The 24,500-nt window shown below is 67.0% G+C and carries 20 protein-coding genes; 8 read left to right on the top strand and 12 right to left on the bottom strand.

The features are described from left to right. From MJO58_RS10675 to yajC, 6 genes are all read right to left on the bottom strand, one after another. Positions 1-2,376, bottom strand: coding sequence for a RelA/SpoT family protein (locus MJO58_RS10675; protein ID WP_239722797.1), 2,376 nt, complete (start codon positions 2,374-2,376; stop codon positions 1-3). 32 nt (positions 2,377-2,408) lie between these two features. After that, positions 2,409-2,951: an adenine phosphoribosyltransferase gene (locus MJO58_RS10670; protein WP_420845418.1), complete on the bottom strand. Its 543-nt coding sequence runs from the start codon at positions 2,949-2,951 to the stop codon at positions 2,409-2,411. After that, positions 2,948-4,597 carry an ABC transporter substrate-binding protein gene (locus tag MJO58_RS10665; protein ID WP_090601482.1) on the bottom strand — a complete coding sequence of 550 codons (1,650 nt, stop codon included), beginning with the start codon at positions 4,595-4,597 and terminating at the stop codon, positions 2,948-2,950. Before MJO58_RS10665 ends, MJO58_RS10670 begins: the two co-directional genes overlap by 4 nt. A gap of 5 nt (positions 4,598-4,602) precedes the next feature. After that, on the bottom strand, positions 4,603-5,862 hold the full coding sequence (secF, locus tag MJO58_RS10660) for a protein translocase subunit SecF (protein ID WP_239722796.1): 1,260 nt from the start codon (positions 5,860-5,862) through the stop codon (positions 4,603-4,605). Then, entirely contained in the window at positions 5,859-7,607 is a 1,749-nt protein-coding gene (secD, locus tag MJO58_RS10655; RefSeq protein WP_239722795.1) for a protein translocase subunit SecD, read from the bottom strand. Before secD ends, secF begins: the two co-directional genes overlap by 4 nt. A 90-nt stretch (positions 7,608-7,697) precedes the next feature. After that, on the bottom strand, positions 7,698-8,045 hold the full coding sequence (gene yajC / locus MJO58_RS10650; protein WP_090601480.1) for a preprotein translocase subunit YajC: 348 nt from the start codon (positions 8,043-8,045) through the stop codon (positions 7,698-7,700). A 178-nt stretch (positions 8,046-8,223) separates the two neighbouring features. Between yajC and gabT the strand changes: the two genes are divergently transcribed. The 3 genes from gabT (at position 8,224) to car (ending at position 16,041) form a co-directional block, all read left to right on the top strand. Continuing rightward, positions 8,224-9,573, top strand: coding sequence for a 4-aminobutyrate--2-oxoglutarate transaminase (gene gabT / locus MJO58_RS10645; protein WP_090601479.1), 1,350 nt, complete (start codon positions 8,224-8,226; stop codon positions 9,571-9,573). 13 nt (positions 9,574-9,586) lie between these two features. Next, a complete protein-coding gene (locus MJO58_RS10640) occupies positions 9,587-12,460 on the top strand; it encodes an MMPL/RND family transporter (RefSeq protein WP_239722794.1) in 2,874 nt (957 codons plus the stop codon). A gap of 74 nt (positions 12,461-12,534) precedes the next feature. Beyond that, complete coding sequence (car, locus tag MJO58_RS10635) at positions 12,535-16,041, top strand: carboxylic acid reductase (protein ID WP_239722793.1); 3,507 nt, start codon at positions 12,535-12,537, stop codon at positions 16,039-16,041. A 51-nt stretch (positions 16,042-16,092) separates the two neighbouring features. Here the strand turns inward: car and MJO58_RS10630 are convergent, their stop codons facing one another. The 5 genes from MJO58_RS10630 to ruvC all read right to left on the bottom strand — a co-directional run bounded on the left by MJO58_RS10630 (position 16,093) and on the right by ruvC (position 19,632). Beyond that, entirely contained in the window at positions 16,093-16,794 is a 702-nt protein-coding gene (locus MJO58_RS10630) for a hypothetical protein (RefSeq protein ID WP_239722792.1), read from the bottom strand. A gap of 125 nt (positions 16,795-16,919) precedes the next feature. Continuing rightward, positions 16,920-17,306: a DUF1304 domain-containing protein gene (locus tag MJO58_RS10625; protein ID WP_090601476.1), complete on the bottom strand. Its 387-nt coding sequence runs from the start codon at positions 17,304-17,306 to the stop codon at positions 16,920-16,922. Positions 17,307-17,393: 87 nt separating this feature from the next. Beyond that, on the bottom strand, positions 17,394-18,443 hold the full coding sequence (gene ruvB / locus MJO58_RS10620) for a Holliday junction branch migration DNA helicase RuvB (RefSeq protein ID WP_239722791.1): 1,050 nt from the start codon (positions 18,441-18,443) through the stop codon (positions 17,394-17,396). Beyond that, entirely contained in the window at positions 18,440-19,054 is a 615-nt protein-coding gene (gene ruvA / locus MJO58_RS10615) for a Holliday junction branch migration protein RuvA (RefSeq protein WP_239722790.1), read from the bottom strand. Before ruvA ends, ruvB begins: the two co-directional genes overlap by 4 nt. Next, positions 19,051-19,632 (bottom strand): crossover junction endodeoxyribonuclease RuvC, encoded by a 582-nt coding sequence (gene ruvC / locus MJO58_RS10610; RefSeq protein WP_090601473.1) that lies wholly within the window; start codon positions 19,630-19,632, stop codon positions 19,051-19,053. Before ruvC ends, ruvA begins: the two co-directional genes overlap by 4 nt. A 160-nt stretch (positions 19,633-19,792) precedes the next feature. On the opposite strand from ruvC, the gene MJO58_RS10605 reads away from it, so the two are divergent. Genes MJO58_RS10605 through MJO58_RS10585 form a run of 5 tightly spaced genes read left to right on the top strand, consistent with a single transcriptional unit; the run spans position 19,793 to position 23,416 of the window. After that, entirely contained in the window at positions 19,793-20,404 is a 612-nt protein-coding gene (locus MJO58_RS10605) for a DUF4178 domain-containing protein (RefSeq protein ID WP_090601472.1), read from the top strand. Between the two features lie 9 nt (positions 20,405-20,413). Next, a complete protein-coding gene (locus tag MJO58_RS10600) occupies positions 20,414-20,926 on the top strand; it encodes a DUF2617 family protein (protein WP_239722789.1) in 513 nt (170 codons plus the stop codon). After that, complete coding sequence (locus MJO58_RS10595; RefSeq protein ID WP_090601470.1) at positions 20,923-21,354, top strand: DUF4247 domain-containing protein; 432 nt, start codon at positions 20,923-20,925, stop codon at positions 21,352-21,354. The genes MJO58_RS10600 and MJO58_RS10595 overlap by 4 nt, the downstream gene beginning before the upstream one ends. A 14-nt stretch (positions 21,355-21,368) precedes the next feature. Next, positions 21,369-21,824: a DUF350 domain-containing protein gene (locus MJO58_RS10590; RefSeq protein ID WP_090601469.1), complete on the top strand. Its 456-nt coding sequence runs from the start codon at positions 21,369-21,371 to the stop codon at positions 21,822-21,824. Continuing rightward, entirely contained in the window at positions 21,821-23,416 is a 1,596-nt protein-coding gene (locus MJO58_RS10585) for a polyamine aminopropyltransferase (protein WP_090601468.1), read from the top strand. Before MJO58_RS10590 ends, MJO58_RS10585 begins: the two co-directional genes overlap by 4 nt. On the opposite strand, the gene MJO58_RS10580 is transcribed toward MJO58_RS10585, so the two are convergent. Continuing rightward, complete coding sequence (locus MJO58_RS10580; RefSeq protein WP_090601467.1) at positions 23,413-24,168, bottom strand: YebC/PmpR family DNA-binding transcriptional regulator; 756 nt, start codon at positions 24,166-24,168, stop codon at positions 23,413-23,415. The two genes, MJO58_RS10585 and MJO58_RS10580, sit on opposite strands and share 4 nt — an antisense overlap. Between the last annotated feature and the right edge of the window lie 332 nt (positions 24,169-24,500).

Below are 24,500 nucleotides of genomic sequence, written 5' to 3'. Positions count from 1 at the left end.
TTACGCGGCAGACGTGACGCGGTAGACGTCGTATACGCCTTCGACATTGCGCACGACATTGAGCAAGTGCCCGAGATGCTTGGGGTCACCCATCTCAAAAGTGAAGCGGCTGATCGCAACTCGGTCACCCGAGGTGGTGACCGACGCGGACAGGATGTTCACCTTCTCGTCGGCGAGCACCCGCGTGACATCCGACAGCAACCGGTGCCGGTCGAGCGCCTCGACCTGAATAGCCACCAGGAACACCGACGACGGCGACGGCGCCCACAGCACCTCGATGATGCGTTCGGCCTGCTGCTGCAGCGACGCGGCATTGGTGCAGTCGGTGCGGTGCACGCTAACACCACCGCCGCGGGTGACGAAGCCCATGATCGCGTCGCCCGGCACGGGTGTGCAGCACTTGGCCAGCTTGGTCAGCACGCCGGGCGCACCGGGGACCGAGACGCCGACGTCGTCGGTGCTGCGCGGGCGGCGCAACATCGTTGTGGGCGTGGACCTTTCGGCGAGGTCTTCTTCGGCCTGGTCGATACCGCCGAGCTCGGCGAGCAACCGCTGCACGACGTGGCGCGCCGACACATGCCCCTCACCGATCGCGGTGTACATCGCGGACACGTCGGTGTAGTGCAATTCGCGGGCCACCGCCGCCATTGCCTCGCCATTGACCAAGCGCTGCAACGGAAGTCCACCGCGACGGACCTCGCGGGCCATCGCTTCCTTGCCGGCCTCCAGCGCCTCTTCACGGCGCTCCTTGGCGAACCATTGGCGGATCTTCGCCTTGGCCCGGGGCGACACCACGAACTGCTGCCAGTCTCGCGACGGTCCGGCGTTGGCGGCCTTGGAAGTGAAAACCTCGACGACTTCCCCGTTTTCGAGCTTGCGTTCCAGCGCCACCAGCCGCCCGTTGACCCGGGCACCGATGCAGCGGTGGCCGACCTCGGTGTGCACCGCGTAGGCGAAGTCCACCGGCGTCGACCCGGTCGGCAGGGTGACGACATCACCCTTCGGGGTGAACACGAAAATCTCTTGCACCGCAAGGTCGTAACGCAACGACTCCAGAAACTCGCCCGGGTCCGCGGCCTCACGTTGCCAGTCGAGCAGCTGCCGCATCCAGGCCATGTCGTCGATCTCGGCGGCGGCGTGCGGATGCAGAACACCGTTGCGGCCCTTGGCTTCCTTGTATCGCCAGTGCGCGGCGATGCCGTATTCGGCGGTGCGGTGCATGTCGCGGGTGCGGATCTGCACCTCCAGCGGCTTGCCCTCCGGACCGACGACCGTGGTGTGCAGTGACTGGTAGACGCCGTATCTGGGCTGGGCGATGTAATCCTTGAACCGCCCCGCCATCGGCTGCCACAGCGAGTGCACCACGCCCACAGCGGCATAGCAGTCCCGGATCTCGTCGCACAGGATGCGAATGCCGACCAGGTCGTGGATGTCGTCGAAGTCGCGGCCCTTGACGATCATCTTCTGGTAGATCGACCAGTAGTGCTTGGGCCGGCCCTCAACTGTCGCTTTGATTTTCGACGCGGTGAGGGTGGCGACGATTTCGGCGCGGACCTTGGCCAGGTAGGTGTCCCGAGACGGCGCGCGCCCGGCGACCAGACGAACGATCTCCTCGTACTTCTTCGGGTGCAGGATCGCGAACGACAGGTCTTCGAGCTCCCACTTGACGCTGGCCATACCCAGCCGATGCGCAAGGGGCGCAATGACTTCCAACGTCTCGCGGGCTTTGCGCGCCTGCTTTTCCGGCGGCAGAAAGCGCATCGTCCGCATGTTGTGCAGCCGGTCGGCCACCTTGATCACCAGCACCCGCGGGTCACGCGCCATCGCGGTGATCATCTTGCGGATGGTCTCGCCTTCGGCGGCGTTGCCCAACTCGACGCGGTCCAGCTTGGTCACGCCGTCGACGAGATGGCCTACCTCTTCGCCGAATTCCTCGCTCAACGCCTCCAGCGTGTAACCGGTGTCCTCGACGGTGTCGTGCAGCAGTGCGGCCACCAAAGTGGTGGTGTCCATGCCCAACTCGGCGAGAATGTTGGCGACGGCCAGCGGGTGGGTGATGTAGGGATCGCCGGAGCGCCGCAGTTGACTGGCGTGCCGTTGGTCGGCGACCTCGAAGGCTCGGTTGAGCATCGAGAAGTTCGCCTTCGGATAGACCTCCCGGTGCACCGCCACCAGCGGTTCGAGGACGGGATTGAACGCGCTGCGCTGGGCGGTCATCCGCCGGGCCAGCCGGGCCCGGACGCGACGCGACGCGCTGCTGGACGTCTTCAGGGTTTCGGCCGGTGGTTCCGGCGTCTCCACGACGGGCCCGGACGCCGAGGGAGTCTCGGTGGGGGGCGGCACGACAGCTTGCGCCGTGCTTTGCTCATCCGCCACGCTGGTCACCTCCGACCTCGAGGATATCCCCTCTAAACGCGGCTCAGGCTGTCTACCACCAACGGGGCGACCGCCTCCCGGCCGCCCAGCGCGGTGATTTCCACCAGTACGGCCGCACCGGTCACCTTGGCTCCGGCTCGCTCGAGCAAGCGATTCGCGGCACCCAGCGTTCCGCCGGTGGCCAGCACGTCGTCGATGATCGTGATGCTGGTGCCGCGCAAGTTCAGACCGTCGGCGGGAATCTCGATCGCCGCGGGACCGTACTCGCGGGTGTACTTCTCGTGGAGCACCGGCGGCGGCAGCTTGCCCTCCTTGCGGATGGACAGCACGCCGGTGCCGAGCCGGGCGGCGACGGCCGCGGCCACCAACGACCCCCGCGATTCGATCCCGGCGACCAGATCCGAGCCGGCCGCGATGTCAGCCAGCGCGTCGATCACCGCGTTCATCGCCGTTCGGTCGGCGAACAGCGGAGTGAGGTCCTTGAACTGGACTCCTCGCTTCGGAAAGTTGGAAACGTCGCGGGTCAACGACGCGATGAGGTCGGCCAGGGCCGCATGCTCGCGAATATCCGTCACTGCATCAAAGCCCATCGGTCCATGTTCCAACCCGCGCCCCAGCGGGTCGGATTCGCGCTGACTGCGTACATCTTTTTCGACATCAGCAACGTGCGCTGCTGCCGATATAGGGGCAACGTCGGCATATCACCCCACAGTACCGGGGCTCCTTCGGCAAGCAGGCGAACACGCTCGGCCGGGTCGCCGGACACCGCAAGTGCACCGATTATGCCGTCGACCTGCGGATTCGCATATCCCGACAGGTTGTTGCCGTTGCCGCTGTGCAGGTCGTAGGCGTCCAGCGACGACGATCCGGTGGACCCGCTGCCACTGGCGCCACCGGTGCTGGCCAGCAGAACATCGATCTTTCCGTCCCGCAACGCCTGGGGTCCGGAGGTGTCGAGTGTGACGTTGGAAACATTGATGCCCGCGGCGGCGCACGACTTGGTGATGGTTCCGACGGTGACCGCGAGCCGAGCGTTGGGCCCCTGATAGCCGATTCGCACCGCGAGCGGCGCGCCACCCAGCGCGGCGCGGGCGGCGACCGGGTCCGGCTTGTTGTACGGGCTCGCCTCGGCGGCACCGTCCGCCTGCGCGACGGCGTCCTCCGCGACCGGAGACAGGCGCGAGTTGGCGATCGGGACCCCGGCGTCGCGCGCGATCACGTCACGGGGAACGCACAAAGCGAACGTGCGGCGATCGTTGTTCTGAGCCAGCGGTCCCTGCGGCGCGAAGATCAGTTGCTCAATGCCCGCCGCCGCCGAATCGGTGCGCTCGTAGTTGTCCGGGGTGTTCAACGCTCCCGATGACCCGGCCGCGACATCCACCACGTCGACGCTGCGGTTGTTGACCCGGTCCTGGATGTCGGGGCCCTGCGCCGACACGGTGATCCGCTTGGTGATCGCCTTGGGACCCCACCACCGGTCGTTGGCGACCAGCACCACGGCGCCGTCGTCGAGGACGGATTCGATTTTGTACGGTCCCGACGACGGGAAGCGCTTGGCGATCTCGTCGTGTTTGAGGCCGGGCTTGAGGTCCCACGTCGTGTTCCACAGTTGCGCGATCGGTGCGACCGACTGCGCGTTGTTGCCCAGTAGCGTCGCGGTCACGTCGATATTCAGCTGGTCGGCGATCACGTGCGAGGGCATCATCGTGGTCGCGGCGAACAGCTGGTTGTAGTCGACGACGCCGCGGTCGGGGACGAACGACACCCGCGCCTTCTTCTGTCCCGGTATGCATTCGATGTTGGCGATGTCGGCGTAGCCGGCCTGGGTGGCGGCGTCGAAACCGGGAAACCGGCCCGACTGAGCGGCCCAGGCGAGCACCATGTCGTCGCAGGTCAGCGGCTTGCCGTCGGAGTACACCGCGTTGTCGGCGATCTGGTAATCGAGCACCAGCGGTGAACCGCTCACCACCGTGACGGAGCCGAAGTCGTGGTCGGCGACGACCTGTCCGTCGGGGCCGTGATAGCCGAACCCGGTCAGCGTGCGGGCGAACGCCTGCGCCCCGGCCGAGGCGAACCCGACAGTGGTGTTGGCGTTATAGGTGCTCAGCCGGCCGTCGACGACATAGTCGATCTGCGAGGCGGCGCTACCCGAGCATCCCGTCACCACGAACGTGACGGCGAGCGCAACGGTCAGCGAAACAGCCGCGGCCCGCCTGAGCATCGCGGCTACCGCCGGCCGGCGTTTCGCTTGCCGCTCGGGCGCCGGGTACCGGTGGGTCGCACGGGCCGCGCACCGGGGGCCGGCTTGTTCGGTGCTTGCTCGCCGGACGGCACCGCGGCCTTTTTGGTCTCGGTGCTGGTCTCGGTGTCAGATTCCTCGTCGGCCGAGCGTTGCGCCGGCTCCGACGCGCCGGGCTTGCGTCGTTTGAGGACGCGGCGGGTGTGGGTTTTCACCAGTTCGGTGCGCTCACGCAGCGTGACCAGCAGCGGGGTGGCGAAGAAGATCGAGGAGTAGGTGCCGACCAGGATGCCGACCAGCTGCACCAGCGCCAGGTCCTTCAGCGTGCCGACGCCCAGCAGCCACACCGCCACCACCATCAGCGCCAGCACCGGCAGGACGGAGATCAGGCTGGTGTTGATCGAGCGCATGAAGGTCTGGTTGATCGCTAGGTTGGCTTCCTCGGCGAAGGTGCGCCGGTTTCTGTGCTGGAAGTCTTTGGTGTTCTCTTCGACCTTGTCGAAGACGATGACGGTGTCATACAGCGAGAACCCGAGGATGGTCAGCAGGCCGATCACCGTCGCCGGGCTGACCTCGAAGCCCACCAGCGAATACACGCCCGCGGTGACGGTCAGGTCGAAAACCATGGTCGTCAGCGCCGATATCGACATGTAGCGCTCGTAGCGCACCATGATGTAGACGCTGACCAGCACCAGGAACACGGCCAGCGCGATCAGCGCCTTCTTGGTGATCTGGTCGCCCCAAGTCTCCGAGACCGCGGAGTCGCTGATCGCCGCCTTGTTCGGCTTGCCGTCGGTGCCCTTGGGCTGGAATGCGTCGAACAGCGCGTTGCGCAACTTCGTCGTCTGGTCGTTGGTCAGCGTCTCGGAGCTGATCTGCACCGTCGCCGAACCGCCGTTGCCGACGATGACCACCGATGCGGCGTCGCGGCCCAGGGTTTTGCGGAACACGTCCTGCACCTGCGAGGTCGCGACGTTGCCGCGCGGGAACGACACCGTGGTGCCGCCCTTGAAGTCGATCCCGAAGGTGAAGCCACGCAGGACGATGGACAGGATGGCGACCGCGACGATCGCCCCGCTGATGCCGTACCACAACCGGCGTCGGCCGACCACCTCGAACGCGCCGGTTCCGGTGTAGAGCCGGGCCAGGAAGCTGTGCTGCGGTGGCGGCGCGGCGGAGTCGGTCTTGAGCTCCACGACATCGGTGGATTCGGTGAGTTCGGTCGCGTCGGTCTCTTTGGAGGTCATCGCGTTCCCCGTCCGGTCTTCACGTCTGACGCACGGCGTTCACGGGCGACCTGCTGGACAGCGCCCAGGCCGTTGTACGCGGGCTTGGCCAACGTCGGAGACTTGGAGGCCAGGTACACCAGCGGCCAGGTCACCAGGAACACCACCACGATGTCGAGGATCGTGGTCAGGCCCAACGTGAAGGCGAACCCTCGCACCTGCCCGATCGCCAGGCCGTAGAGCACCGCGGCGGCCAGGAAGGTGACGGCGTTACCCGACACGATCGTCTTACGCGCACGTACCCAGCCTCGTGGCACGGCCGAGCGGAACGAACGGCCTTCGCGGATCTCGTCTTTGATGCGCTCGAAGAACACCACGAACGAGTCCGCGGTCGTGCCGATACCGATGATCAGACCGGCGATACCCGCCAGGTCCAGGGTGTAGTTGATCTGCCGGCCCAGGAGCACCAGGATCGCGAAAATCATTGCACCGGAAGCAGTCAGCGATATCGCCGTCAGCAATCCCAGCACCCGGTAGTACAGCAGCGAGTACAGCAGCACCAGGACCAAGCCGATCCCGCCGGCGATCAGCCCGGCTCGCAGCGAGGTCAATCCCAGTGTCGCCGAGACGGTTTGGGCCTCCGACGATTCGAAGGACAGCGGCAGCGAGCCGTACTTCAGGACGTTGGCCAGCTGCTTGGCGGTGGCGGCGGTGAACGGCGGGTCGCCGCCCGAGATCTGGGTCCGGCCGCCGGGGATCGCTTCCTGGATCATCGGTGCGCTGACGACCTGGGAGTCCAGGGTGAACGCCGTCTGGGTGCCGATGTGGGCGGCGGTGAAGTCCGCCCAGGTGTTGGCCGCGGCGGGCTTGAACTGCACGTCGACGACGTAGCCGATGCCGCGCTGGTTCATCGTCGAGCTGGCGTCCTGGATCTGGTCACCACTGATGATCGACGGTCCCAGCAGATAGACGTATTTGTGGTCGGTCGAGCAGGTGATCAGCGGCAGGGCCGGATCGTCGTTGCCGGCCAGGATGTCCTCTTTGTCGCAGTGGGCGGCCACCCACTGCTGAGCAACCATCTGGATGTAGGGGTTGTTGCTCTGCCGGAAATCCTTCATCACCTTGATGCGGTCGGCGAGATCCTTGCGCGGATCGGGCGGCCCGGGCACCTCAGGCGGCGGGGCGTCGGCGGCCGGACCGCCGGGTGCCGGCGCGGGGCTGGGGCTGGGCGGCGGGTCCTGCGGGTAGGGGCGCGGCTGCGGCGCGGGCCGCCCGGCGGGTGGTGCGGGCTGGCCGGCGGGTGGTGCGGGTTGTCCCGCGGGTGGCGGCGCGGGCTGGGCGCCAGGGGGCGCGGCGCCGGCCGGGGGTTTGGGTTCGGCCGCCTGGGCCGGCGCCGAGTTCAGCACGGGGCGGATGTAGAGGCGCGCGGTCTGCCCCAGGTTGCGGGCCTCGTTGCCGTCGTTGCCGGGCACCGTGATGACCAGGTTGTCACCGTCGACCACGACCTCGGAACCGGAGACGCCCAGGCCGTTGACGCGCGAGCTGATGATCTGCTGCGCCTGCGAGAGTGCTTCCCGGCTCGGGCGGGAGCCGTCCGGAGTGCGCGCGGTCAAGGTGACGCGGGTACCGCCCTGCAGATCGATGCCGAGCTTCGGGGCGGCGCGCTTGTCCCCGGTGAGAAACACCAGCAAGTAGACGCCGATCAGCAAGACGAAGAAAACCGACAGGTACCGAGCTGGGTGCACCGGCGCCGAAGACGATGCCACTTTCCTTATATCTCCTTGATAATCGGTTTGCTGGCTCCCGAGAGAGCCTACGTGCCCGCTCGGCGGAAGCCGCTCATCGGACCGCTGTGGTCACTGATCTTTGGTCACGTGGCTCTCGCCGGCCGTACCCTGCGCGCCGTCGGACTCTTCGAAGTCGTCGTCTTCGTCGAAGTCGTCCTCCGGCAGGATCTTGTCGCGGACGGCCAGCTTCATCCAGGTGGTCACCACGCCGGGCGCGATTTCAAGGTCGACGGTGTCGTCGGTGAGCGCGACGACGGTGGCCTCCATACCGGACGTGGTGTGCACGCGGTCCCCTGGCTGCAATGACTCGTGCAGGTCGATGGTGGCCTGCATCGCCTTCTTCTGGCGACGCGACGCCAGGTACATGAACCCGCCCATGATGAGCAGGAACGGCAGGAACAAAACCAAACTTTCCATCGAAACGTGCCTGTCTTTCGTATCGGTATTGCTGGGCTTTCGAGGGTCCAGTGTGCCCGTCCAGTCTGGCAGGCCCGGGGGCGCGCGGTGGGGCCGCATCCTCGGCAGGCGCCAAGACCCAGCCTGCAGATAGGCTTTCAGCGCGACGCGACACGCGCGTCGCCGGGAGGAGGACGTCGTGGCCAGCCTCGAACAGACCCGCCAGCTGGTTACCGAAATCCCTGGTCCCCGATCGCTGGAACTCAACAAGCGCCGCGCCTCGGCGGTGTCCCACGGCGTCGGCATCAGCCTGCCCGTGTTCGTCGCGCGCGCCGGCGGCGGCATCGTCGAGGACGTCGACGGGAACCGGCTCATCGACCTGGGCTCCGGGATCGCCGTCACCACGATCGGCAACTCCGCGCCGCGGGTGGTCGACGCGGTGCGCGAACAGGTCGCCGAGTTCACCCACACCTGCTTCATGGTCACGCCGTACGAGTCCTACGTCGCGGTCGCCGAGGAGCTGAACCGGATCACCCCGGGCTCGGGTGAAAAGCGTTCGGTGCTGTTCAACTCCGGCGCGGAAGCCGTCGAGAACTCCATCAAGATCGCGCGCTCCTACACCCGCAAACCCGCCGTCGCGGCCTTCGACCACGCCTATCACGGCCGCACCAACATGACGATGGCGCTGACGGCCAAGTCGATGCCGTACAAGAGCGGCTTCGGCCCGTTCGCGCCGGAGATCTACCGGGCACCGATGTCTTACCCCTACCGCGATGGCCTGCTCGACAAGGACCTGGCGACCGACGGCGAGCTGGCCGCCGCGCGGGCGATCAGCGTCTTGGACAAGCAGATCGGCGCCGCCAACCTGGCCGCCGTCATCATCGAGCCGATCCAGGGCGAGGGCGGATTCATCGTCCCGGCCGAGGGCTTCCTGCCCGCGCTGGTCGACTGGTGCCACCAGAACAATGTGGTGTTCATCGCCGACGAGGTGCAGAGCGGCTTCGCGCGCACCGGGGCGATGTTCGCCTGCGAGCACGAGGGACCAAACGGCCTGCAGCCCGACCTGATCTGTACGGCCAAGGGCATCGCCGGCGGATTGCCGCTGTCGGGAGTGACGGGCCGCGCCGAGATCATGGACGCCCCGCACGTCAGCGGCCTGGGTGGCACCTTCGGCGGCAACCCCGTGGCCTGCGCGGCGGCGCTGGCCAGCATCGAGACCATCGAGAACGACGGCCTGATCGAGCGGGCCCAGCAGATCGAGCGGCTGATCTTCGACGTGCTGCTGCGGATGCAGGCCGGCGACGACCGGATCGGCGATGTGCGTGGCCGCGGCGCCATGATCGCCGTCGAGCTGGTCAAGTCCGGTACCAGCGACCCCGACGCCGAGCTGACGAACAAGCTGGCGACCGCGGCCGGTGCGGCCGGAGTCATCGTGCTGACCTGCGGCATGTTCGGCAACGTCATTCGGCTGCTGCCCCCGCTGACCATCAGCGACGAGCTGCTCACCGAGGGACTCGAGGTCCTGCGCCTGTTGCTGGCCGACCTGTAACTCGCGGCTCGTCGTGGCCCGCGCGATTCACCGGTTCGCGGTGCCCATCATCTTGGGCTGGCTGGCGGTCGTCGTCGTCCTCAATGTCGCGGTCCCGCCGCTCGAGGCGGTTGCCGAGCAGCATTCGATCTCGCTGGTCCCCAGGGACGCGCCCTCGTACCAGGCGACCATGCACATCGGCACGGTGTTCGGGCAGGGCAACTCCGACAGTTCCGCGGTGATCGTCCTGGAGGGCGATCGTCCACTCGACGACGCGGCACACAAGTACTACGACGGCCTGATCCGCAACCTGCGCGCCGATCCCGAACACGTGCAGAGCATCCAGGACTTCTGGGGCGATTCGCTGACTGCCGCGGGCGCGCAAAGCGCTGACGGCAGAGCGGCTTTGGTTCAGGTGAATCTTTCCGGCAACCAGGGCGAGTTACGCGCCACCGAGTCGATCGAAGCGGTCCGCAAGGCCGTCGCCGATTCGCCGGCACCGCCGGGGATAACGGTTGGAGTTACCGGGGTCTCGGCGTTCGCAGCGGATTTGAAACACAGCGGCGACGCATCGATGCTCAAGCTGACGTTGACCACGGTGGCCGTGGTTTTGCTGATTCTGCTCCTCGTCTACCGCTCCATCGTCACGGTGGTCCTGCTGCTGGTCACGGTCGGCGTCGAACTGGCGACGGCGCGCGGCGTCGTCGCTCTCGTCGTGCACAACAGCACCATGGGGTTGACCCCGTTTGCGGTCAGTCTGCTCACCTCGCTGGCCATCGCGGCGGGCACCGACTACGGGATATTCATCGTCGGGCGATACCAGGAAGCCCGGCAGGCCGGCGAGGACTCCGAAGCCGCCTTCTACACGATGTATCGCGGAACCGCGCACGTGATCACCGGTTCCGGATTGACGATCGCCGGGGCGATCTTCTGCCTCGCCTTCGCCCGGATGCCGTCGTTCCAAACCCTGGGCGTGCCCTGCGGGATGGGGATAGTGGTCACCACGGTAGTAGCGCTCACGCTGGGACCCGCGGTGCTCGACGTCGGCAATCGTTTCGGCCTGTTCGAGCCCAAACGACCGATCCAGGTGGGTCGGTGGCGGCGAATCGGCACGGCGACGGTCCGGTGGCCCGCGCCGATTCTGGCCGCGACCCTGGCGGTGGCGCTCGTCGGACTCCTCGCCCTGCCCGGATACCGAGCCAGCTACGACGACCGCGCGTATCTGCCCGGGGCCATCCCGGCCAACCAGGGATTTGAAGCCGTCGCGCGCCACTTTTCGCAGGGACAGATGAAGCCCGAGGTGCTGATGATCGAGTCGGATCACGACATGCGAAATCCGGCCGATTTCCTGGTCTTGAACAAGCTGGCAAAGGCGATCCTTGCGGTGCCGGGCATTTGGCGGGTCAAAGCGATAACCCGGCCCAGTGGGCTGCCACTGGAACACGCCACCGTGCCGTTCCAGATCAGCCTTCGAAATGCCGCGATGCTGCAAACCATGAAGCAGCAGCAGGACCGCATGAAAGACCTGCTGGCCCAAGCCGACGACATCGCGAAAACGGTCGCCATCACCCAGCGCCTATATGACCTGTTGCAACAGCTCGCCCACACGACGCATCGGCTCACCGTCGCCACCCACGACACGGTGGCGATCACAGAGGAACTGCGCGACAACATTTCCGGGTTCGAGGACTTCTTCCGGCCGATCCGCAGCTTCTTCTACTGGGAGAAGCACTGCTTCGACATCCCCATCTGCTGGTCGGTGCGGTCGCTCTTCGATTCGTTCGACGGCGTCGACGAGATCAGCGACAAACTCGCCGACCTGGCGGCGGACCTCGATCGCGTCGACATGATCATGCCGCAGCTGAATGCCGAGTTGCCCGTGATGATTTCGACGATGCAGACGTTGCGAACCACGATGCTGACCATGCACAGCACCATGTCCGGAGTGCTCGCCCAGATGAACCAGCTGGGCGAGAACCCGACGGCCATGGGGCACGCGTTCGACGCCGCCCGCAACGACGACACCTTCTACCTGCCGCCCGCGGTCTTTGAAAACAAGGATTTTCAGCGGGCGATGAATGGCTTCCTCTCACCGGACGGGCATGCGGCTCGATTTATCATCGAGCACAAAGAAGATCCGGCCACGGCCGCGGGCATCGCGAGGATCGAGCCGATCCGGACCGCCGCCGAGGAGGCGCTCAAGACAACGCCCGAGGCAGGCGCCGGGATCTACCTGGCCGGAACCGCGGCAACCCTGAAAGATACGTCGGCGGGAGCAAAGTGGGATCTGCTGATTGCCGGGACTTCGTCGCTCTGCCTCATCTTCATCATCATGTTGGTCCTCACCCGAGCCTTTATCGCGGCTTCCGTCATCGTCGGTACGGTTGCGCTTTCGCTGGGCGCTTCCTTCGGACTGTCGGTGCTGTTTTGGCAATACCTGATGAGTTTCCCGTTGTACTGGCTCGTGGTGGTGACGTCCGTCATCGTTCTGCTGGCCGTGGGGTCGGATTACAACCTGCTGCTGGTCTCCCGCTTCAAAGAAGAGATCGGCGCCGGACTGAATACCGGCATCATCCGGTCGATGGGCGGTACCGGCAAGGTCGTGACGAATGCCGGCCTGGTGTTCGCGTTCACGATGGCGTCGATGATCGTCAGCGACCTGCGCGCCATCGGTCAGATCGGCACCACGATCGGTATCGGCCTGCTGTTCGACACACTGCTCGTTCGCGCGTTGATGACACCGGCCATCGCGGCGCTGCTGGGACGCTGGTTCTGGTGGCCACTGAACGTGCGGACCCGACCCGCGAGCGCGCTGCTTCGACCGTTCGGCACCCGCTCCGCGGTGCGCGCCCTGGTGGGCGATCTCACACCAAAGCCACAGGTAAATGTCATTGAGGAATACCTTTAGCTTCGCTAACGTTCTAATTATCGGCGCAACGTCGCGCAGGCAGCCTGAACTTCTCAGAAATGCAAGGAAGTGTCATGTCGACTCGTGAACAGCGGCTGGAGCGCCGCATTGAGATTCTGACGGCGACCGACCCACAGTTCGCCGCCGCCAAGCCGGACCCGGCGGTCGTCGAGGCCCTCGAGCAGCCTGGACTGCAACTTCCGCAGATCATCCAGACCGTGCTCGAGGGTTACGGTGACCGCCCGGCCCTGGGACAGCGCGCCGTCGAATTCGTCGAAGACCCCAAGACCGGACGCACGGTGCTGGGGCTCCTCCCCCACTACGACACCATCACCTACGGTGAGCTGCGCGAACGCGTCGACGAAGTGGCCCGCGCCCTGACCAGCGACGGGCTGGCGCCGGGCGACCGGGTGGCCGCACTGGGCTTCAACAGCGTCGACTTCACCACCATCGACATCGCCCTGGCAATGGTCGGCGCGGTAGGCGTTCCGCTGCAGACCAGCGCGGCGGTCACCCAGCTCACGCCCATCGTGACCGAGACCGAGCCCGCCGTCTTCGCGGCGAGCGTGAACCAGTTGTCCGACGCTGTCGAGCTGATCCTGAGCACCGACCACCGGCCCGGCAAGCTCATCGTGTTCGACTACCACCCCGAGGTCGACGACGAGCGCGAAGCGGCCGAAAGCGCCCGCGCGCGGTTGGCCGACACCGCGGTGACCGTCGAACCACTCGCCGAGCTGCTGCAGCGCGGCAAGACACTGCCCGCCACCCCGGCGGCCGCCGTCGACAACGACGAGCTGGCTTTGCTGATCTACACCTCCGGCAGCACCGGCGCACCCAAGGGCGCGATGTACCCCCGACGAAACGTCGGCAAGATGTGGTGCCGGTCGGGCCGCAACTGGTTCGGCGCGACCGTCGCGTCGATCACGCTGAATTTCATGCCGATGAGCCACGTGATGGGCCGCGGCATCCTGTACGGCACGCTCGGCAACGGCGGCACGGCCTACTTCGCCGCCCGCAGCGACCTGTCGACGCTGCTGGAAGATCTCGAGCTGGTGCGGCCCACCGAGCTGAACTTCGTGCCGCGCATCTGGGAGACGCTCTACAGCGAATACCTGCGCCGTGTCGACCGCGGCGGCAGTGCGGCCGACGTGATGAGCGAACTCGCGCAGGGTCTGCTGGGCGGTCGGTTCATCTTCGCGATGACGGGCTCGGCGCCCACCTCCCCGGACCTGAAGGCGTGGGTGGAAGAGCTGCTCGACATGCACCTGCTGGATGGCTACGGCTCGACCGAGGCCGGGATGGTGCTGTTCGACGGCGAGGTACAGCGTCCGCCGGTGATCGACTACAAGCTGGTCGACGTGCCTGATCTGGGCTACTTCGCGACCGACCGGCCGTACCCGCGCGGTGAGCTGTTGCTCAAGACGGAGAACATGTTCCCCGGCTACTACAAGCGCCCGGAGACCACCGCGGGGGTGTTCGACCCGGACGGCTACTACCGCACCGGCGACGTCGTCGCCGAAATCGCGCCCAACAAGGTGGTGTATGTCGACCGCCGCAACAACGTGCTCAAGCTGGCGCAGGGCGAGTTCGTCACCGTCGCCAAGCTGGAAGCGGTGTTCGGCAACAGCCCGCTGGTGCGCCAGATCTACGTCTACGGCAACAGCGCGCACCCCTACCTGCTGGCGGTGATCGTGCCCAGCGAGGAGGCGCTGTCGCGGTTCGGTGGCGACGAGCTCAAGGGACGCATCGCCGACTCGCTACAGAGCGTCGCGAAAGAGGCCGGCCTGCAGTCCTACGAGGTGCCGCGCGACTTCCTAATCGAGACCATGCCGTTCACCCTGGAGAACGGCCTGCTGACCGGGATCCGCAAGCTGGCGTGGCCCAAGCTCAAGCAGCAGTACGGCGAGCGCCTCGAACAGCTCTACGCCGACCTGGCCGCGGGCCAGGCCAATGAGCTCAGCGAGCTACGCCGCAGCGGCGGCACCGCGCCGGTGCTGCAGACGGTGAGCCGGGCCGCGGCGGCCATGCTGAGCGCGGCCAGCACCGAGCTGACCCCCGATGCCCACTTCACCGATCTGGGTGGAGACTCGTTGTCGGCGTTGACCTTTGGCAATCTGCTGCACGAGATCTTCGAGGTCGACGTGCCGGTAGGCGTGATCGTCAGCCCGGCCAACGACCTGGCGGCCATCGCCGCCTACATCGAGTCCGAGCGTCAGGGCACCAAGCGGCCCAGCTTCGCGTCGGTGCACGGTCTTTCGACTAAGGACAGCGCAGGCGAGGTGCGCGCCAGTGACCTCACGCTGGACAAGTTCATCGACGCGGCGACGCTGGCCGCCGCACCGAACCTGCCGGCGCCGGCAACCGAGGTCCGCACCGTGCTGCTGACCGGCGCGACCGGCTTCCTGGGCCGCTACCTCGCGCTGAACTGGCTAGAACGGATGGACCTGGTCGACGGCAAGGTGATCGCCCTGGTACGGGCCAAGTCCGACGCGGAGGCACGGGACCGGCTGGACAAGACGTTCGATAGCGGCGACCCCAAGCTGCTGGCGCACTACCAGGAGCTGGCGGCCGATCACCTCGAAGTCATCGCCGGCGACAAGGGCGAGGCCGACCTCGGCCTGGACGCGGCGACCTGGCAGCGGCTGGCCGACACCGTCGACCTGATCGTCGACCCGGCGGCGCTGGTCAACCACGTGCTGCCGTACAGCGAGCTGTTCGGCCCCAACGCGCTGGGCACCGCGGAGCTGATCCGCATCGCGCTGACCGGCAAGCAAAAGCCCTACACCTACGTGTCCACGATCGGGGTGGGCGACCAGATCAAGCCCGGGCAGTTCACCGAGGACGCCGACATCCGGCAGATCAGTGCGACCCGGCAGATCAACGACAGCTACGCCAACGGCTACGGCAACAGCAAGTGGGCCGGCGAGGTGTTGCTGCGCGAGGCCAACGACCTGTGTGGCCTGCCGGTGGCGGTGTTCCGCTGCGACATGATCCTGGCCGACACCACCTACGCCGGGCAGCTCAACGTGCCGGACATGTTCACCCGCATGATGCTGAGCCTGGTGGCCACCGGCATCGCGCCGGGCTCGTTCTACGAGCGCGACACCGACGGCAATAGGCAGCGGGCGCACTACGACGGCCTGCCCGTGGAGTTCATCGCCGAAGCCATCTCGACGCTGGGCGCGCAGAACCTGGACGGCAAGACGAGCTTCCAGACCTACCACGTGATGAACCCGTACGACGACGGCATCGGGATGGACGAGTTCGTCGACTGGCTGATCTCCCCAACCGAGGGTGCCGGCACCGCGATCCAGCGCATCGACGATTACGGCGACTGGCTGCTGCGGTTCGAGACCGCCCTGCGCGGCCTGCCCGAAAAGCAGCGCAACGCTTCGCTGTTGCCGCTGCTGCACAACTACCAGAAGCCGGAGCACCCGATTCGTGGGTCGATGGCACCGACCGACCGGTTCCGGGCGGCCGTCCAGGACGCCAAAATTGGCCCCGACAAGGACATTCCGCACATCGGCGCGCCGATCATCGCCAAGTACGTCAGCGACCTACGCCTGCTCGGCCTGCTCTAGGCACAACAGTTCGCCGGCCCGTCAGGGCCGGCGAACTGTTGTGTTGGTCCCCTAGCTCTGAGGATGCGGCCAGCGCAGGTAATTCGCGCCGGCCGCGGGCGCGGCGCCCGCGCGTTGCTTGCGCCATCCGCCGGTCTTCGAGCCGTCCGGCGACCCCACCCGCGGAGCAGTCAGGGCGTCCGGCTCCACCTCACGGTGCGGCTCTTCCAACCCCGACATGTAGACGGGCTCGCCGGCCACCGGCGCCGCCGAACGCACCCGGGCGAGGGCTTCGATGTCACTGGCCAGTCGAACCGCCAGGCGCGCCAGCGCGATGCCGCCCACGAAGACGATCAAGGCACCCAGACCGGAGAAGTATGAAATCTCCAGCACGGCGCGCTTGCGATCCGTTGCCGCGATCGGATCTCCGGCAGACCCGATTCCGAGCATCGGAGCGACCTCGCTACCGATCACGAACCAAGCGCCGGCCAGCACGGCCAGCCAACCGCCGACGATCCCGGTGACCCGATTCCCGGAAAAGACGAGCAGCACGCCGCCGAGCACGGTGACGCCGCCGGGCAATACCTCGAGCCAGCCCCGAGCCGTGCTCCACGCCCACTCTTTGTCTGGTGTGTAGGCGAAATTGAAGTGCGGACCGACGAACGGTATCAACGCACCCCAAGCACCAAGAACGATCAGGATCAACCCACAAACCGCCCCGCGGGAGCGTGGCATCCACAGCCTGCCCGGATGGCCGTCTTGTGCGTACTTCATTGCATCCCCCTATTGACGCCGGACTACTTCAGCACCGCGTGGATACCCCTGCAATTCGCGGTTGTAACCCCTGGCCGCCCCGCCCAGGGGTTCTGCCGTGACCAGTGTGACCGGTGTTCCTTGTGTTACGAAGCCAGGCCGAGGACCAGTAGCACAATCGAGATCAACGGGAAGATGCCCTGCGTCACGGCGGCCCTGGCCTTGTCGGGCGCCGACACCACCAGGACGACCGCGGCCGCGGCCATGGATCCGATCCCGGCGAAGACGAGCGCGGCACCCACCGCCCGATGTCCCATCGCGATCTCAGCGGTCCCGATGCCGGCGACGATCGCCAGGAAAAGGTTGTAAAAGCCCTGATTGAAGGCCAGCAGCTTGGTGGTCTCGGCCTCCTCGGGCGTCGTACCGAAGGTCGCTCGGGTACGGGGCGAGGTCCAGGTCAACGACTCCATCGTGAAGATGTACACGTGCAACAACGCCGCGAGCGCGGCGAATGCCAGTCCGGCGGTGATCATGACGCCTCCTACGTTGACGGTCGCGACCCTCCCCCGCAAGCGGGCGGTGCGCCCCTTTCAACCGGCACGCCGCGCTCGCGCTCGCTCCTACTCGAACAGCCCGGGTTGCAAGACCCCGGCCGGTGGTGACATACCCAGATGGGTCCAGGCCTGCGCGGTGGCCACCCGCCCGCGCGGCGTCCGCGCGATCATCCCGGCACGCACCAGGAACGGCTCGCACACCTCCTCGACGGTGGTCGCCTCCTCCCCGACCGCCACCGCGAGCGTCGACACCCCGACCGGGCCGCCGCCGAAGCTGCGGGTCAGCGCCGACAGCACCGCCCGGTCCAGCCGGTCGAGCCCGAGCTCGTCGACGTCGTAGACCTCCAGCGCGGACTTAGCGACGTCGCGGGTGATCACCCCGTCGGCGCGCACCTCGGCGAAGTCCCGGACCCGGCGCAGCAGGCGGTTGGCGATCCGTGGCGTGCCGCGCGATCGTCGGGCGATCTCAGCACCGGCGTCGGCGCCCAGCTCGATGCCGAGGATCCCGGCCGAACGGGCCAGCACCCGCTCCAGATCGCCCGGCTCGTAGAAATCCATGTGCGCGGTGAAACCGAAGCGGTCCCGCAGCGGACCGGTCAGCGCGCCGGACCGGGTGGTAGCCCCGACCAGCGTGAACGGCGCCACCTCCAGCGGAATCGATGTTGCCCCAGGGCCTTTGCCCACCACGACGTCGACCCGGAAGTCTTCCATCGCGAGGTAGAGCATCTCCTCGGCCGGCCGCGCGATGCGGTGGATTTCGTCGATGAACAACACGTCGTGCTCGACCAGATTCGACAGCATCGCGGCCAGGTCGCCGGCGCGCTCCAGGGCCGGGCCCGAAGTCACCCGCAGCGAGGACCCGAGCTCGGCGGCGATGATCATCGCCAGCGACGTCTTGCCCAGCCCCGGCGGGCCGGACAGCAGAATGTGATCCGGTGTGCCGCCACGGTTCTTGGCGCCCTCGAGGACCAGCTGCAGCTGTTCGCGGACTCGGGACTGGCCGATGAACTCGCGTAGCGAGCGGGGCCGCAGGCTGACGTCGATGTCGCCCTCTCCGACGGTCAGCGCCGCAGACAGGTCGCGATCCGCGTAATCCGCGGAATCCTCGTCGCTCATTTGGTCTTACCCAGCAACGACAGCGCGGCCCGCAACGCGTCGGAAGTCGTTGCCTGCTCGCCTTTTTCGCGACTGGCCGCCAGCACGCTGTCGGTGGCGTCCTCGGCCTGCTTGACCGCGAAGCCCAGGCCGATCAGCGCCTCGACCACCGGGCCCCGCACCGCGTGGCCATTGAGACCCGCGCCCGCCGGTGTCGCCGCGGGCGTACCGGCCAAATGGATCTTGTCGCGCAACTCGAGAACCATGCGCTCGGCGCCGCGCTTGCCGATGCCGGGCACCCGGGTCAGCGCGGCGACGTCGCCGTCGGACAACGCCTGGCGCAATGCCGCGGCGTCGTGCACGGCCAGGGTCGCCATCGCCAGCCGCGGCCCGACGCCGGACACCGACAGCAGCGTCAGGAACAGGTCGCGGGTCTCGTTGTCGACGAACCCGTACAGCGTCTGCGAATCCTCGCGAACGATCATCGCGGTGATCAGGCGGGCTTCGCTGCCGTGCCGCAGCGTGGCCAGCGTCGACGGTGTCGCGTTCACCCGGTAGCCGATACCGGCGGCTTCGATTACCACATGGTCGAGTGCCACCTCGATTACCTCACCGCGCACTGAGGCGATCATCGGCCCGCCCCCGCCTTGGCGGCCTTGGCCTTGGCGGCCAACTTGGCGCGGTAGGCCTGACGCGCCTCGGCGGCCATCGCCTCGGCCGCCGCCATCCGGGCCAGCATCGGAGCCCGCCAGCAATGGCAGATGGCCAGTGCCAGCGCGTCGGCCGCGTCGGCCGGCGTCGGTTTGGCTTGCAGCTCAAGGATTCTGGTGACCATCGCGGTGACCTGAGCTTTGTCGGCGGTGCCGTTGCCGGTGACCGCGGCCTTCACCTCGCTGGGCGTGTGGAAGTGCACGCCGATTTCGCGTTTGGCCGCCGCTAGCGCGATCACCCCGCCGGCCTGCGCGGTGCCCATCACGGTCGATACGTTGTGCTGCGCGAACACCCGCTCGATCGCGATGACGTCGGGACGGTGCGTGTCCAGCCAGTACTCGACGGCGTCGCTGATGGCCAGCAGTCGTTGGGGCAGCGCGTCAGCCGACGGGGTACGGACCACGTCGACATCCAGCGCGACGATAGTTCGGCCGCGCCCGCTTTCCACCACGGACAGCCCGCATCGGGTCAGTCCGGGGTCGACGCCCATCACCCGCATGCTCCAACCTCCACTTTTGAAAATACTGTGGCCCGAACAGCTGTTCGATAGCGTAGCGGTCGAGTCGGACGGCACGGAGCAGGACACGCCTCCGGACCCGGCAAAAGCTGTTAACTTAAGCCAACGTTCGCTCCACCGCCGCGGCGACGGGAGGGTTTACGTGGGAACAGTGCTGGTGGTGCTGGCCGCGGTGCTGTTCGTCGCGTCCATCGTCGTACTTGTCATCGCCTTGAAACGTCCCAAGGCGGCGGCGCAGCCTCGCGGGCGCCGCGATCCCCTGGCCTCCGACGCGATGCCGCAGTTCGGGCCCCGGCAGCTGGGCCCCGGCGCCATCGTCAGCTATGCCGGTGTCGACTACGTGGTCCGCGGGTCGGTGACGTTCCGCGAGGGACCGTTCGTGTGGTGGGAGCACCTGCTGGAGGGCGGCGACCTGCCCACCTGGTTCGCCGTCGAAGAAGACGACGGACGCCTCGAGCTCGTCATGTGGGTCACCCGCAAGGACGTCACCTTGCAGCCCGGCGATCAGTACCTGGTCGACGGGATCGCGTTTCACGAAACGGAACGGGGTCGCGCGTCGTACACGACCGAGGGCACGACGGGCCTGCCCGCCGGTGGCGAGATGGAGTTCGTCGACTGTGCCAACGCCGACGAGACCGCGCTGCTGTCTTTCGAGCGCTGGGCACCCGGTACGCCCTGGGAGGTCTCGACGGGCAAGCCGGTCTCGCCGGGTGAGCTCACCGTCTACCCGGCGCCCACGCCGGGCAGCCCGTAGGTCCGCGCGGTGCCGCTCTATCGGCTCGCGGTAGCTCCGGCCGACGTGTCCGGGAGCAGGCTGCGGCTTGCCCTCAACGCGCCCGAACCCCCGCTGCTGGCCAGCCATGCGCTGCGACATCCCGACGGCGGCGCGCTGCGGCTCGCGGTGCTCGGCGCCTCACATCTGGTCACGATCGAGCACGCCGTGGCCACCTTCTCCGAGCAGGTGACCTGCACCGCCGAGAGCGACACCGGCATGCTGCCCGAGCACGCCGAAGCCTCGGGTTATGCGCTGCAATCGCGCACCACCACGCACGACGAAGCGACGTTTCGCCAATTGGCGCGCGAGTTGCGGGACCGATGCCGAGCCGAAAACGCTTGGCTCGGCGGCACTTTCCCCGGCGATGACGCCGCCCTGACCGTGTTGGCCGCCGAACCCGACGGCACCGGCTGGCGCTGGCAGACGTGGCACCTGTACCCGCAGCGATCCCAGGTGTCCGGCGGCGTGGTGGTCCACACGGCGAGCCGGTGGCATCCGTGAGCCGCAAACACCTGTTCTGGCTCGCCGGCGGGCTGGCCGCAGCGTCGGTGGTGTCATTGGTGATTGGAATCATCTTGCTGCAGAAGGATATTGCCGGATACGTCGCAAGCAACTACCGCGAGTACTCGCGCGACGCCAACGCCACGCGCTACCTGTGCAGCGGATCGCCCGATCAGGTCGCCGACGCGCTTGCCGACTATCAAGAACCCGAGGCGCGCGCGGACAACGACGACAACGAGTACCTGCGCTATAGCGACAATATCGTGACCGTCGGCCCAGATGGCAACCACCCGTGCAGCATTCGCGTCGAAAGCCTCGGCGCCGGCTACAGCCACGGCTCCTACATCTTCCTCGGCCCCGGCTTCAGTCCCGGGTCCCCGTCGAGCGGTTCCGGCGGTAGCCCCGGCGGGCCGGGCGGAACCAAATAGCAAAGGAGACAACCGTGTACCTCGCCTTCGATATCGGAAACGTGGATCTCGACCCCGTCCTGAAGGGCGTCGTCGCGACGCTGTTGTACTTCGTCGTCGGCATGGCCGTCCTGCTGGTCGGCTTCTACATGGTCGACGCGTTGACCCCGGGCAAGCTGCGTCAGCTGGTGTTCGTCGATCGCCGCCCCAACGCGGTCGTGGTCGCCTGCGCGATGTATATCTCGCTGACCACCGTGATCGTCAGCTCCATCGTCAACAGCTACAGCCAATTGGGTCAGGGGCTCGTCGGCGTGGCGGTGTACGGGATCATGGGTGTGATCCTGTTGGGAATCGCGTTGCTGACACTGCATTTGGTGATTCCGGGCAGTTTCCACGAGCACATCGACGACCCCGACCTGCATCCCGGCTCGTTCGCGGTCGCGCTGATGTTGCTGGCTGTCGGAGCAGTGACGGCCGCCGCGGTGTCATGACCACCACGCAGCAAGCCGCACGGTCCGCGGAGCCGTCGATGCGCTGGCGCGCGCTGCTGCTCGCCGCGGTCGCGGCCTGTGCGGCCTGCGGCATCATCTACGAACTGGCCCTGCTGACGCTGTCCGCCAGCCTCAACGGCGGCGGTGTCGTCGCCACCTCCTTGATCGTCGCGGGCTACATCGCCGCGCTGGGCGTGGGTGCGCTGCTGGTCAAGCCACTGCTGCGGTACGCCGGCATCGTCTTCGTCACGGTCGAGGCGCTGCTGGGCATCATCGGCGGGCTGTCCGCCGCGGCGCTGTACGCGGTGTTCGCTTTCCTGGACGGCACAATTGGGTCGGCGTGGGTGCTGGCGCTCGGCACCGCACTGATCGGCGGCCTGGTCGGCGCCGAGGTGCCGTTGCTGATGACCCTGCTGCAGCAGGGGCGGGATGGCCCCGCCGAGAACACGGCGACGGATACCGGCCGCACGCTGGCCAACCTCAACGCGGCCGACTACCTGGGCGCATTGGTCGGCGGATTGGTCTGGCCGTTCGCCTTGCTGCCGCATCTCGGAATGATCCGCGGCGCTGCGGCCACCGGCGTCATCAACCTGGTCGCGGCGGCCATTGTGGCGATGTTCCTGCTGCGGCGGGTGATCTCCACTGCGCAGTTGGTGACCGCGCTGAGTGCACTCGCCGCGGCCCTCGGGCTGCTGGTCGCGCTGCTGGTGCACGCACACGACATCGAAACGACCAGCCGCCAAAGGCTTTACGCCGACCCGATCATCGCCTACCGGCACACCGCTTACCAGGAGATCGTGGTCACCCGTCGCGACAACGACACCCGGCTGTATCTGGACGGTGGATTGCAGTTCTCCACCCGCGACGAATACCGCTACACCGAAAGCCTCGTCTATCCGGCGCTCGGCAAGGGCGCCCGCTCGGTGCTGATCCTGGGCGGTGGCGACGGCCTGGCAGCACGAGAGCTACTGCGCCAGAAAGGAATCGACAAGATCGTGCAGGTAGAGCTCGACCCTGCGGTGATCGAGATCGCCCGCACCACCCTGCACGACGCCAATGCCGGCGCGTTGGACAACCCGCGGGTTTCCGTCGTGATCGACGACGCGATGCGTTGGCTTCGGGCTCCCCATCCCGAACTAAGTCCGCCCGGGGGTTTCGACGCCGTCATCGTCGACCTGCCCGACCCGGACACCCCCGTTCTGGGCCGACTCTATTCAAGCGAATTCTATGCCCTTGTCGCGCATGCGCTTTCGCCCAGTGGGCTGGTTGTCGTCCAGGCCGGCAGCCCGTTCTCCACACCGACCGCGTTCTGGCGCACGATATCGACGATGCGTTCGGCGGGGTATGGGGTCACGCCCTACCACGTGCATGTGCCGACGTTCGGTGACTGGGGTTTCGCATTGGCGGGCCCCGCGGGTGACGCCGCACCGGTACCCGCCATGCCCGCCGACGCGCCGCCGCTGCGCTACCTCAATCCCCAAGTGCTGCAAGCCGCGACGGTGTTCTCCGACGACATCGCACCGCGTCCGCTCGAACCGTCAACGCTGGACAACCCGCGCATTGTCGACGACATGCGGCACGGCTACGACTAATCTTCGTCGAGAGCCGCCAGCACCTCGTCGGACAGATCGACGTTGGTCCAGACGTTCTGCACGTCGTCGCTCTCCTCCAGGGCGTCGACCAACTTGAACACCTTGCGGGCGCCGTCGACGTCGACCGGCACACTGACCGACGGCTGGAAGCTGGCCTCGGCGGAGTCGTAGTCGATGCCGGCTTCCTGCAGTGCGGTGCGCACCGCGACCAGGTCGGTCGGCTCGGAAATGATCTCGAAGCTCTCGCCGAGGTCGTTGACGTCTTCGGCGCCCGCCTCCAGCACCGCCGTCAGCACGTCGTCCTCCGACAGGCCGTTCTTCTCCAGCGTGACGACGCCCTTACGGGTGAACAGGTACGACACCGACCCCGGGTCGGCCATGTTGCCGCCGTTGCGGGTCACCGCCACCCGGACCTCGCCGGCCGCGCGGTTGCGGTTGTCGGTGAGGCATTCGATCAGCACGGCCACGCCGTTGGGGCCGTAGCCCTCGTACATGATCGTCTGGTAGTCGGCGCCACCGGCTTCCTCCCCGGCACCCCGCTTGCGGGCTCGCTCGATGTTGTCGTTGGGCACCGAGGTCTTCTTCGCCTTCTGGATGGCGTCGTAGAGCGTCGGGTTGCCCGCCGGGTCACCACCGCCGGTACGGGCGGCGACCTCGATATTTTTGATCAGCCGCGCGAACTCCTTGCCACGGCGTGCGTCCTTGACGGCCTTCTGGTGCTTGGTGGTGGCCCACTTGGAATGGCCGCTCATCTGTGTGTTCTACCTCTTCTGTTACGTAAAGTTCGCCGCCGAGTCTACGTGGACGACCGGGGCGGGTCGCCGGGCGACTCCCCTTCCGAATCGGGATCCCCAGACGTCACAGGAAAGGGGGGCGACGACGGTTCGCGCAAGTGGTGTCGCATGCGATATCGCTTTCGTAGAACACCTCGTAGGACCCCGGCTGGTACAGATGTGACTGGTGTGGGTGGCTGGGCGTCGAGTGTGCGGTGACGGCTTCGAGTGTGCGGTGAGGGTGAGAATTCCGGGAAATTGCCGCCCAGGATGCACACTCAACCCCCGCGTTTGACCGCGCGCGATTCGGG

The organism is Mycobacterium lentiflavum, from assembly GCF_022374895.2.
In the GTDB taxonomy this organism is placed as follows: domain Bacteria; phylum Actinomycetota; class Actinomycetes; order Mycobacteriales; family Mycobacteriaceae; genus Mycobacterium; species Mycobacterium lentiflavum.
This window is presented reverse-complemented; position numbering and strand designations above follow the sequence as displayed.

Bases quoted from the DNA above. Each gene is read 5' to 3' on its own strand.
- ruvA (WP_239722790.1), bottom strand. From the start codon at position 19,054: ATGATCGCCTCAGTGCGCGGTGAGGTAATCGAGGTGGCACTCGACCAT.
- MJO58_RS10625 (WP_090601476.1), bottom strand. From the start codon at position 17,306: ATGATCACCGCCGGACTGGCATTCGCCGCGCTCGCGGCGTTGTTGCAC.
- secF (WP_239722796.1), bottom strand. From the start codon at position 5,862: ATGACCTCCAAAGAGACCGACGCGACCGAACTCACCGAATCCACCGAT.
- ruvC (WP_090601473.1), bottom strand. From the start codon at position 19,632: ATGCGGGTGATGGGCGTCGACCCCGGACTGACCCGATGCGGGCTGTCC.
- ruvB (WP_239722791.1), bottom strand. From the start codon at position 18,443: ATGAGCGACGAGGATTCCGCGGATTACGCGGATCGCGACCTGTCTGCG.
- car (WP_239722793.1), top strand. From the start codon at position 12,535: ATGTCGACTCGTGAACAGCGGCTGGAGCGCCGCATTGAGATTCTGACG.
- yajC (WP_090601480.1), bottom strand. From the start codon at position 8,045: ATGGAAAGTTTGGTTTTGTTCCTGCCGTTCCTGCTCATCATGGGCGGG.
- MJO58_RS10665 (WP_090601482.1), bottom strand. From the start codon at position 4,597: ATGCTCAGGCGGGCCGCGGCTGTTTCGCTGACCGTTGCGCTCGCCGTC.
- MJO58_RS10630 (WP_239722792.1), bottom strand. From the start codon at position 16,794: ATGAAGTACGCACAAGACGGCCATCCGGGCAGGCTGTGGATGCCACGC.
- MJO58_RS10585 (WP_090601468.1), top strand. From the start codon at position 21,821: ATGACCACCACGCAGCAAGCCGCACGGTCCGCGGAGCCGTCGATGCGC.
- MJO58_RS10580 (WP_090601467.1), bottom strand. From the start codon at position 24,168: ATGAGCGGCCATTCCAAGTGGGCCACCACCAAGCACCAGAAGGCCGTC.